This window comes from Pseudonocardia sp. (assembly GCF_025465255.1).
GTDB lineage: Bacteria > Actinomycetota > Actinomycetes > Mycobacteriales > Pseudonocardiaceae > Pseudonocardia.
Window position 1 is genome coordinate 1 of the sequence record NZ_JAODNI010000172.1, and the last position, 10,538, is coordinate 10,538.

A 10,538-nucleotide genomic window follows, 5' to 3' on the forward strand; every position below is an offset into this window, starting at 1 on the left:
GGCCGTCGTGAAGGCCGACCTGGAGGCGTGCCAGGGCTACGCGAACTGCGTGGTCGGCGCCGAGGACGTGTTCGACATCGACGACGACGGGGTCGTCGTGCTGCTGAGGACCACCATCCCCGACTCCCAGCGGGCCCGGGTCGAGGAAGCGGCGCGCAGCTGCCCCGTCTCCGCGCTGATCGTCGAGGACGCATGAGCCCGACGACCGTCGTGGTCGGGTCCTCCGTGGGCGGGGTGCGGACCGCGCAGGCGTTGCGCGCCGCGGGGTATCCCGGCGACGTGGTGCTCGTCGGCGAAGAGCCGGACCTGCCCTACGACAAGCCGCCGCTGTCCAAGGCACTGCTCGCCGGCACCGCATCCACACAGGACATCGGGCTGCTCACGCAGCAGGCCGCCGTGGACGCAGGCATCCGGCTGGTGCTGGGACGGGCGGCGATCCGCCTCGACGTCGACGCTCGCGTCGTCGAGCTGGCCGACGGCGAACGCCTGGGCTACGACGACCTCGTGATCGCGACCGGGGCGCGGGCGAGACCGTCCCCGTGGGGCGAGCTCCCGGGCGTCCACGTGCTGCGCACCCTCGACGACGCCGTCGCGTTGCGGGCGGACCTGCTGCGCGGCGGACCGCTCATCGTCATCGGCGCCGGGTTCATCGGCGCGGAGGTCGCCGCCACGGCCCGGACGACGGGCGTCGACGTGACGATCGTCGACCCGGCGCCGGTCGCGATGAGCCGGGTCCTCGAACCGGCGGACGCGATGCTGTTCGGGCTCCTGCACGAACGGCAAGGGGTCGCCACCCGGTTCGGCTACGGCGTCACCGGGATCGACCGCACCGAGGGTGCCCTACGCGTCCGCTTGGCGGACGGCAGCACACTGCCGGCGGCCGCGGTGGTGGTCGGCATCGGGGCGGTGCCCAACGACGGCTGGCTGGCCTCCTCGGGACTGCGGATCGACGACGGGGTGGTGTGCGACCGGTACGGCCGCGCCGTCGACGCACCGAGGATCCACGCCGTCGGCGACGTGGCCCGGTGGTTCCACCCCCGGCACGACGCCCTGGTGCGGGTCGAGCACTGGACCAACGCCGTCGAACAGGCGGCCTGCGTGGCCCACAACATCACGCACCCCGAGGACCTGCGCGCCCACTCCCCCGTGGAGTACGTCTGGAGCGACCAGTACGACTGGAAGATCCAGCTGGCCGGGCGCACGGGCGGGTCCCTCGACCACGTCATCGTCGACGGTGCGGACCCGACGCGCTCGTTCGCCGTGCTCTACGCGGGCACCGACGGCCGGCTCCGCGGGGCCGTCACGGCGAACTGGCCGAAAGCGCTGGTGCTCTGCCGCCGCGCTCTGGCCGGCGGCGCCTCCCTGGACGACACCCGCGGCGCCGTCGCGGCGGCCACGGTGCGCACGACGTCGGCGGGTGTGCGATGACCGCGCCACCGAGCGCGGAGCTCGCCCCGCTCCGCACCCTGGTCGCCGACGCCTGCCGGGTGCTGGCCGCGCGCGGCCTGGCCGACGGCATCCTGGGCCACATCAGCCTGCGGGTCGACGACCGGCGGCTGCTGATCCGGTGCCGCGGAGCGCGGGAACGCGGACTGGCCTTCACCGGTGACTGCGACATCCGGCTGGTCGACCTCGACGGCGAGGCCGGGGCGCCCGGGGAGCTCGACGACGGCTACGCCCCGCCCAACGAGCTCCCCCTGCACACCGAGGTGCTGCGCACCCGCCACGACGTGGCCGCGGTGGTCCACGCGCATCCGCCCGAGGTGGTCGCCGCCGATCTCGCCGGCATCGCGATCCGCCCGATCGTCGGGGCCTTCGACATCCCCGGCACCCGGCTCGCCGCCGGCGGCGTGCCCGTCTACCCGCGCGGGGTGCTGGTGCGCGATCGTCGCCTCGCGGCCGAGATGGTCGCGGCGATGGGCGACCGCCCGGTGGTGCTGCTTCGCGGGCACGGCCTGACCAGCGCCGCCGTGAGCGTCGAACAGGCCGTGCTGCAGGCGGTGAGCGTCGATCACCTGGCGCGGATGTCGCTGCAGGTGGTCGGTGCGGGCGGCACCCTCGCCGATCTGCCGGACGCCGACATGGCCGAGCTGCCCGATCTCGGCGCAGGGTTCAACACCTCGACGGCCTGGCGGCACGAGCTCGCCCGCCTGGACCGGTAGGCGGGCGGCGAGGAAGAAGGTCGACGGGGACGGCCGCGGGAGACCTTCGCCCGCACACGGTCTCGCCGACCCCTGAGCAACCCGGACCGGCCCGCGAGACCGGTCTCGGGCGCGGCCGTCTCGGGCGCGGCCGGGCCCGCGGCGCGATCATCCTCGTCCTGCCACGATGTGCGATATACCGTGTCCCAGACACCGGATGTGGCCCCAGTCACAGATCCCGGTCCACCGCCGATCCGCGCCGAGCATGATCCGACAGCGGCGCACCCGTCCGATCCCGGGAAGGTGCGGTGGGGCTCGATGAAGGCGCCCGTCGTGTACGTGCCGCATCCGGTGCACGAGCAGGGTCTCGCCCTGCTCGCCGAGCACAGCGAGGTCCTGGTCGGTTTCGGACGGGACGCCGTCGAGCTGGAGGACATCCTCGGATCGGTGCAGGGAATCCTGGTCCGCAACGGCCCGATCACCGCGAGCCACATCGCCCGGGCGCCGGCCCTGCGCGTGATCGCGCGGCACGGGATCGGCGTCGACAACATCGCGGTGGACGCCGCGACCGCGCACGGCGTGATCGTCGCCAACACCCCGCAGGCCAACGTCCAGTCCGTCGCCGAGCACGTCTTCGCGCTGCTGCTCGCCGTGACCCGCAGACTGCCGGCCGCCGATCACGCCGTCCGGACGGGGCGGTTCGCGCACCGGGACGAGCTCGGCGGCGGCGAGCTCAGCGGCAGGCAACTGGGAGTCGGCCTTCGTCCTGGGGAGCCTGGTCGAGACTTCGTTCCGGCAGTCCCTGCGGATCTTCGACGGCGATCTGACGGGCTTCCTCACACGGCCGATCTCGGGGGTGCTGCTCGGCGCGTTCGCGCTGCTCGCCGTCCTGCGTCCGGTGACGGCCGCCGTCCGGGCCCGGCGCCGCCCGGTCGAGCACGCCGGCCCCGAGTGACCGCTAAGATATGGCGTACCAAGCGAGGAGACGGTGATGACGACGGACGCACGGCCGCTCTCGGTCCTGCCCAAGGCGACGTCGCGCTCCGATCTCGTCGCGTCCTCGCTGCGCGAGGCCATCCTGGCCGGCCAGCTCAAGCCGGGCGACCTGCTCGTCGAACGGCGGATCGCCGAGATGCTCGGGGTCTCGAAGACCCCGGTACGCGAGGCGCTCATCGCGCTCGTCTCGAGCGGCCTCGTGATCATGAATCCGGCCCGCGGCGCGATGGTCCGGTCGTTGAGCACGGTCGATGTCCGGCAGATATACGAGGTGCGGATGCTGCTCGAGCCGTGGGCCGTTGCCCGCACCGCACAGAACCGGCCGGGCGGACAGATCGAGCAGGCACGGCGGGCGCTGGCGGAGGCCGAACGACACCTGGGCGCCGAGGACCACGAGGACCTGAGCCGGTGCAACCGGCCATTCCACCGGGCGCTGTACTCGGGATGCGGCAACCCGCACGTCGTGAGCGAGCTGGACGAGCTGCAGGACCTCACGGCGCTGGGCACCGTCAACGTCCTGTGGGAGCGCTGGCCCACCTGGCGCGCCGAGTTCGACGAGCACCAGCGTCTGCTCGCCGCGGTCGAGTCCGGAGACGCGGCGGCGGCCGAGGAGCAGGCGCGCGCACACATCGAGCGCAACGTGCTGCGGCTCATCGAGGCGGACGAGAACGGGCAGCCCGTCCCGCCGTCCGACTAGAGCCCCCGCGGCGGCCCCACCCTCACCTCACCCTCGCCGGTACCGTCGCGCGCCATAGCGATATATGGTATTCCAATATCCCCGAGTGCTGGTCCGATCATTTTTGTCGAGCGCTCGCGTGGGCGGCGGCGACCATGACGTCCCGGGCCCGCCGTCGACCCGACCGAGAGGTGCTTCCGTGGGCCGGACAGTTGCGCGGACCGTTGCCGATCTCCTTGCCCGAGCGGGGGTGGAACGCGCGTACACCGTGCCGGGAGAGTCCTTCCTCGGCCTGCTCGACGAGCTGGAGCGAAGCGCCGCGACGACGCTGGTCTCCGCACGGCACGAGGGCGGCGCATCGTTCATGGCCGAGGCGGACGCCAAGTTCAACGGCGTGCCCGCGGTGGTGCTGGCCAGCCGCGGGCCGGGCGCCGCCAACGCGGCGATCGGCGTGCACACGGCGTTCCAGGACCAGACGCCGATGCTCGTCATCCTCGGCCAGGTCGACTCCACCGCCCTGGGCAGGGAGAGCTTCCAGGAGGTCGACCTCGCCGCTTTCTTCGCGCCGATCGCGAAGTGGACCGCACAGGCCACCCTGGCCGGCGAGGTTCCGGATCTCGTCGCCGAGGCGCTGAACCGCGCCACCAGCGGCCGCCCCGGCCCCGCGGTGCTCTCGGTGCCCAGCGACTTCTGGGCCGCCGGTTACGACGGCTCCTCCCCCACGCTCGCGAACGCGAGTGCCGCGGAGGCGTGCGCCGCCGACGGAGCCGCCCGGATCGCCGAGCTGCTGGACCGCGCCGAGCGTCCGGTCGCGATCACCGGGAGCGGCGCGGCGCGCGACGCCCTGATCGCCGCGGCCGAGACGCTGGGCCTCGGCGTCTACACCGCCTTCCGACGCCAGGACGCGTTCCCCGAGGACCACCCGCACTTCCTCGGCCACCTCGGTCTCGGGGTCCCGGCCGACCAGCTGTACGCCCTGGAGACCGCCGACCTCGTCCTGGTGCTCGGCACGCGGCTGGACGAGGTGTCCACCCAGGACTACCGCTACCCGCTGCCGTCCCAGCAGCTGGTGCTGGTCGGCCCGGGGCTGGCCCCGCCCCCGCACCCCGGCGGCACGCTGCACGTCGACGCACCGGCCCGGCCGGTGCTCGCAGCCCTGCGCCGCCGGGCCACCGCGCGAACCCGGGACTGGTCCACGGCGCACGCTGCCGTCGAGCAGGCCAGAACCCCTCCCGCCACGACCGGCGCGGACCGGGTGCACCCCGCGGACGTGGTGCGGACCCTGCGCCGGCTCGCGCCCCGCGACACCGTGGTGACCAACGACGCCGGCAACTTCTCCGGCTTCCTGCACCGGTACTGGTGCTACACCGAGCCGCGCACCCAGCTCGCCCCGGCGAACGGCGCGATGGGCTACGCGGTGCCCGCCGCGGTGGCCGCGAAGATGTCCGAGCCCGACCGGGCGGTCGTCGCCGTGGTCGGCGACGGCGGGGTGCTGATGACGGGCCAGGAGCTCGAGACCGCGGTCCGGCACGACGCGGCGATCATGGTCGTCGTCTTCCAGAACGGTCTCTACGGGACGATCGCGATGCACCAGGCGAAGGCTCACGGACGCCTCGCCGGCGTCACCATCGGGCCGCTCGACCTCGCCGGCTGGGCCCGCGGGCTGGGTGCGGAGGGCTTCACCGTCGACCGCGCCGCCGACCTGGACGCGGCATTGTCCGCGGCGCTGGCCTGCGGGCGACCCTGCCTCGTCGACGTCCGGACCGACCCCGACGTGATCACTCCGAGTGCCCGGCTGACCGACCTGCTGGCCACCGGGGCGGCCAGGCGGTGACGCGCCGGCGGCCCCCCGGCCGGGCATCACCCGGAGCCGTCACCCGAGCAGGAACGGCACCCCGGACCGCTCGCACACGCCGCGGAGCTTCTCCACCAGTGCACCGGTCAGCGGGATCCCGTCCCGCAGCCGCTCCGCGCGCGCCGCGGTCTCCGGGTCGCCGGGTACCAGCACCGGTCGCGCCGGGTCGATCGGCGGGGTGGCGCGCAGCACATCCATCGCCTCGTCGAGGTCGGATTCGAAGGCACCCGCCGGGCGGAACGCCGTGGGGTCGATGGCCAGGAAGAAGTGCCCGATGTCGTCCGGGTCGCCACGCCTCTCCCGGATCGGCGCGAACGAGCCGCCGTACAGGGTGCCCGCGAGGATCTGCACCATCATGTTGAGCCCGTAGCCCTTGTGACTGGCCATCTCGGGGGTGCCGCCGAGCGGGGCCAGCCCACCGACGTCACGCTCGAAGATGTGCTCGAGGGCCCGCCCGGCGTCGGTGACCGGCGCGCCGTTCTCGTCGAGCACCCACCCGGCCGGCAGCGGCTCACCCGTGAAGTCGTAGACCTTGACCTTGTTCGCCGCCACCGTGCTGGTCGACATGTCGAGCAGGAACGGCGGGTTGCGCCGCGCGGGCGCCGCGAAGGCGAGCGGGCTGGTCGCCAGCCGCGGCACGGCAGCCCGGGTGGGGACCACGCACACCGTCCGGCCGGAGCTGGTGGCGAAGCCGAGCAGGCCGCGGTCGGTGGCGAGCTTGGCGTAGTAACCGGTGGCGCCGAAGTGGTGGGAGTTCGCGACGGCGACCACGCCCACCCCCAGCGCCAGCGCCTTCTCGACGGCGAGCTGCATCCCAAGCACCCCGGCCGGGTGCCCGAGGCCGGCGCGGGCGTCGACCAGGGCGGTCACCGGGCCGTCCCGGACGACGGCCGGACGCGCCGTGAGGTCCAGCTCGCCCGGCCGAGCATGTCCTCGTAGTACATGAGCATCGAGATGCCGTGCGAGTCGATCCCGGCGAGGTCGGTGTCCACCATGACGTCGGCGGTGATCGCCACCAGGTCCGGCAGCATTCCCCACCCGGTGAGCACGGCCGCGATCTGCTCACGCACCGTCGCAGCGGCGACCTTCACGACGGCCTCCTCACGCGCTCGCCGCCGGCGCCCCGGCCTCGGCCTCGGCCGGCGACATCCCCCATTTCTCCAGCGTCCGGCGCACCACCGCCGCATCCCCGGCCGACAGCGTGCTGATGGGCGGACGCACCGCGGCGGTGCACAGGCCGAGCTGGGCGAGCGCCTCCTTGACCACCGAGACGTTCAGCGCGGAGCGGTCCCGGGCGCGCAGGTCCTCGAACGGCTTGAGCCGCCACCACAGGCCCATCGCCGCGGCGTGATCACCCCGGCGGAGGTGGCCGAGCAGCTCCAGCGACAGCTGGGGCGCGACGTTGACCAGCCCCGACGTGAAGCCGCGGACCCCGGCGAGCCAGAAGAACGGTGCCCAGGTCTCCGCCAGCCCGCACAACCAGCTCATCCGGTCGACACCTGTGGTGCGGATCAGGGTCGCGAGCGTCACCGGGTCCGGCACCGCGTACTTGATCGCGACGACGTTCGGGCACACGTCGAACAACCGCGCCAACAGTGCGCCCGGCACCGCGGGATCACGCAGGTAGAGGACGACTCCCAGATCGGGTACCGCGTCGGCGATCACCCGGTGGTAGGCCAGCCAGCCGTCGGCCGACTGGAACGGGTGCACCGGCTGGTGCACCATCACCAGCCGGGCCCCCGCGTCCCGCGCGTGCTCGGCGGCCCGGACCGCGGATGCGGTGTCCAGCCCGACCCCGGCCATGACCAGCGCGTCCCCGGCCCGGGCGGCGGTGATCTCCACGCAGCGCTGCGCCTCCTGCGGCGTCAACGCGTAGAACTCGCTGGTGTTGCCGTTGGGCGTGATCACCTCGACGCCGCCGTCCACCAGCCGTGTGATCAGCTCGCCGTAGCTCTTCTCGTCCACTCCGTCGCGGTCGTCGAACGGTGTCACGGGGATCGCGACCACCGACTCGACCCGGGCGCGGATCTCGGTCAGCTGCATGGCAGGTCTCCTTCGCTCTCGGGCGTACGAGGGTGCGGCGGTGGTCGGACCCGTCCGGTGGGCGGTGCGGTCGTACCGTCGCGGCGGGGATGCTCCTGCGCCCACTGTTCGTAGGCGCTCCGGGTGGCCGCGTCGGGGGGATAGGTGCCGCGCAGCGGGGCGCCGGCCTGCACCCGGGTCAGGAGGTACTCCTCCAGATGCTCCTGCCGGGCCGCGGCCTCCGCCACCTCGGTGGCGAGGTGGCGGGGGATGCAGACGACACCGTCGCCGTCGCCGACCATGACGTCGCCGGGGTAGACCGCGACCTCGGCGCATCCGATCGGGACCTGCAGGTCCACCGCGTGGTGCTGGGCGAGGTTGGTCGTCGCCGCGGCCCCGGCCGCGAACGTCGGCAGCTGCAGACCGCGGAAGCCCGGGCTGTCGCGGACCGCGCCGTCGGTCACCACCCCGGCGACACCGCGGGCCAGCAGCCGGCTGCCCAGGATGTGCCCGAGCGACGCTGCCCGGTTGCGGCCCCGGCAGTCCATCACGAGCACCGCATCCGGTGGGGCCGCCTCGACGGCCCGGCGCTGCGGATGGTCGTAGTCGTCGAACACCGACAGGACGTCGAGATCCTCGCGCGCGGGGATGTAGCGCAGCGTGAACGCCTCCCCGACCATCATGGTGCAGCCGGGGTTCAGCGCGGCCAAGCCGTGCAGGAACGTGTTGCGCAGGCCCCGGGCGAGGAGTTGCGTGGTCAGGGTCGCGGTGCTCACCTGCCGTAGCAGGGCGCAGGTGGCGGGCGGTACGGGTTCGAGCATGTGCGGTCCACGTTCGACTCGGCCTTGGAATCAGGTATACCATGCACCACTCTGGATGAGCAGTTCTTCGCCCAGGAAGAGGTTCGCCGATGACGTCTCGTCCTCCCCTCGCCGCCGAGCAGCTGCGTAGCCACCGCTGGTTCGGCGTGCGCGACCTCCGGTCCTTCGGCCACCGCTCGCGGGCAAAGCAGATCGGCTTCGGCGAGCAGGATTACGAAGGCAAGCCGGTCATCGCGATCGTGAACACCTGGAGCGAGATCAACCCGTGCCACACCCACTTCCGGGAGCGCGCCGAGGACGTCAAGCGCGGCGTCTGGCAGGCAGGCGGCTTCCCGCTGGAGATACCGGCGATGTCGCTGTCCGAGCCGTTCCAGAAGCCCACCACCATGCTCTACCGCAACCTCCTCGCCATGGAGGTCGAGGAACTGCTGCGCTCGTACCCGGTGGACGGCGCCGTCCTGATGGGCGGCTGTGACAAGACGACGCCCGGGTTGATCATGGGTGCGACGAGCATGGGGCTGCCCGGCATCTTCCTGCCGGCCGGGCCGATGCTCAGCGGACGCTGGCGGGGGGCCGTGCTGGGCAGCGGCACTGACGTGTGGAAGTACTGGGCGCGCAAGCGCGCCGGCGACCTGGGCGACGACGACTGGAGCGAGATCGAGGACGGCATCGCCCGCTCTCCCGGCCACTGCATGACCATGGGCACGGCCTCCACCATGACCGCGGCCGCCGAGGCCCTGGGGCTGACCCTGCCCGGGGCATCCTCCATCCCCGCGGCGTTCTCCGGCCATCCGCGGATGGCCGCCGCCACCGGGCGGCGGATCGTCGAGATGGTCTGGTCCGACCTGCGCCCGTCCGCGCTGCTCACCCGGGCCGCCTTCGAGAACGCGATCACCGTGGTCATGGCGCTCGGCGGCTCCACCAACTCGATCATCCATCTGATCGCGATGGCCGGCCGCGCCGGCATCGACATCACGCTGGAGGACTTCGACGCGGCGTCCCGGAAGGTGCCCGTGCTGGCCGACGTCCGGCCCTCGGGCCGGCATCTGATGGACGACTTCTACGACGCCGGCGGTCTCCCCGCCCTGATGGCCGAGCTGGGCGACCTGCTCGACGGCACGGTCCTGACAGCCAACGGGCACACCCTCGCCGACAACATCGCGGGCGCCACGGCGCACGACGGCGAGGTCATCCGCAGCCGCGACCGTGCGGTTTTCGAGGAGGGAAGCCTCGCGGTGCTGCGCGGCTCGCTCGCCCCCGACGGGTGCGTCATCAAGGCCAGCGCCGCGAGCCCGCACCTGATGAAGCACTCGGGGGCCGCCGTGGTCTTCGACGGCTACGACGACCTCGACGCCCGCATCGACGCCGACGACCTGGACGTCGACGAGAACAGCGTGCTGGTGCTGCGCGGCACCGGTCCCGTCGGCGGTCCGGGGATGCCCGAGTGGGGGATGCTGCCGATCCCCCGCCGGCTGCTCGAGCGCGGGGTCACCGACATGGTCAGGATCTCCGACGCCCGGATGAGCGGCACGAGCTACGGAACCTGCGTGCTGCACGTGGCTCCGGAGTCGTTCGTCGGCGGTCCGCTGGCGCTCATCCGTGACGGGGACGTCATCGACCTCGACGTCGCGGGCCGGAGACTGGACGTCCGGTTGGAACCCGAGGAGCTCGAGCGCCGCCGCGCCGAGTGGCGGCCGCCGGCCCCGCACTACACCCGGGGCTACGGCTCGGTCTTCGCCGAGCGCATCACGCAGGCCGACAAGGGCTGCGACTTCGACTTCCTGGCCGGCTCCGGCGCGCCGGAACCCGCGATCCACTGACCCCGGGCCGCGACGCCCGCGCCGGGCGCCTGGTCCCGATATGGGCGGCAATGCCAGCGCCGGTTCAGCCGGCGCGGCCGGCCAGGTAGTTCGCGGCCTCGGCGAGACCGACGACGTCGCCGTACTTGCTGTCGATGTCGAACAGGCTCGCCAGGTGCGGCAGCTCCGCCCGGTCCCCCACCGCGTCCTCGACGACGATCGTGTGGA

11 protein-coding genes are annotated in these 10,538 nt (G+C 73.2%); 6 read left to right on the forward strand and 5 right to left on the reverse strand.

What is annotated here, in order from left to right; genetic code table 11:
- From JWP64_RS20725 to JWP64_RS20735, 3 genes are all read left to right on the forward strand, one after another.
- A partial coding sequence (locus JWP64_RS20725) for a ferredoxin (protein ID WP_297499674.1) occupies positions 1-196 on the forward strand: 196 nt, incomplete at its 5' end.
- Entirely contained in the window at positions 193-1,428 is a 1,236-nt protein-coding gene (locus JWP64_RS20730; protein ID WP_297499676.1) for an FAD-dependent oxidoreductase, read from the forward strand. The genes JWP64_RS20725 and JWP64_RS20730, both read left to right, overlap by 4 nt.
- Positions 1,425-2,162 carry a class II aldolase/adducin family protein gene (locus JWP64_RS20735; RefSeq protein ID WP_297499678.1) on the forward strand — a complete coding sequence of 246 codons (738 nt, stop codon included), beginning with the start codon at positions 1,425-1,427 and terminating at the stop codon, positions 2,160-2,162. The genes JWP64_RS20730 and JWP64_RS20735 overlap by 4 nt, the downstream gene beginning before the upstream one ends.
- Before the next feature lie 147 nt (positions 2,163-2,309).
- Here JWP64_RS20735 and JWP64_RS20740 read toward each other — a convergent pair whose 3' ends face one another.
- Positions 2,310-2,981, reverse strand: a complete 672-nt coding sequence (locus JWP64_RS20740; protein ID WP_297499680.1) for a hypothetical protein — start codon at positions 2,979-2,981, stop codon at positions 2,310-2,312.
- Between the two features lie 151 nt (positions 2,982-3,132).
- Here JWP64_RS20740 and JWP64_RS20745 point away from each other — a divergent pair, with 151 nt between their 5' ends.
- Positions 3,133-3,834: a GntR family transcriptional regulator gene (locus JWP64_RS20745; protein WP_297499682.1), complete on the forward strand. Its 702-nt coding sequence runs from the start codon at positions 3,133-3,135 to the stop codon at positions 3,832-3,834.
- A gap of 178 nt (positions 3,835-4,012) precedes the next feature.
- Positions 4,013-5,647 carry a thiamine pyrophosphate-dependent enzyme gene (locus tag JWP64_RS20750; protein ID WP_297499684.1) on the forward strand — a complete coding sequence of 545 codons (1,635 nt, stop codon included), beginning with the start codon at positions 4,013-4,015 and terminating at the stop codon, positions 5,645-5,647.
- Between the two features lie 39 nt (positions 5,648-5,686).
- Here the strand turns inward: JWP64_RS20750 and JWP64_RS20755 are convergent, their stop codons facing one another.
- The 4 genes from JWP64_RS20755 to JWP64_RS20770 are packed head-to-tail and all read right to left on the reverse strand — an operon-like array spanning position 5,687 to position 8,511.
- A complete protein-coding gene (locus JWP64_RS20755; protein ID WP_297499686.1) occupies positions 5,687-6,538 on the reverse strand; it encodes an Ldh family oxidoreductase in 852 nt (283 codons plus the stop codon).
- Positions 6,535-6,759, reverse strand: a complete 225-nt coding sequence (locus JWP64_RS20760) for a hypothetical protein (RefSeq protein ID WP_297499688.1) — start codon at positions 6,757-6,759, stop codon at positions 6,535-6,537. Before JWP64_RS20760 ends, JWP64_RS20755 begins: the two co-directional genes overlap by 4 nt.
- A 10-nt stretch (positions 6,760-6,769) precedes the next feature.
- Entirely contained in the window at positions 6,770-7,711 is a 942-nt protein-coding gene (locus JWP64_RS20765) for a dihydrodipicolinate synthase family protein (protein ID WP_297499690.1), read from the reverse strand.
- Entirely contained in the window at positions 7,702-8,511 is an 810-nt protein-coding gene (locus JWP64_RS20770; protein WP_297499692.1) for a ribonuclease activity regulator RraA, read from the reverse strand. The genes JWP64_RS20765 and JWP64_RS20770 overlap by 10 nt, the downstream gene beginning before the upstream one ends.
- Before the next feature lie 89 nt (positions 8,512-8,600).
- On the opposite strand from JWP64_RS20770, the gene araD reads away from it, so the two are divergent.
- Entirely contained in the window at positions 8,601-10,331 is a 1,731-nt protein-coding gene (gene araD / locus JWP64_RS20775) for an L-arabinonate dehydratase (protein ID WP_297499694.1), read from the forward strand.
- Positions 10,332-10,538: the final 207 nt, after the last annotated feature.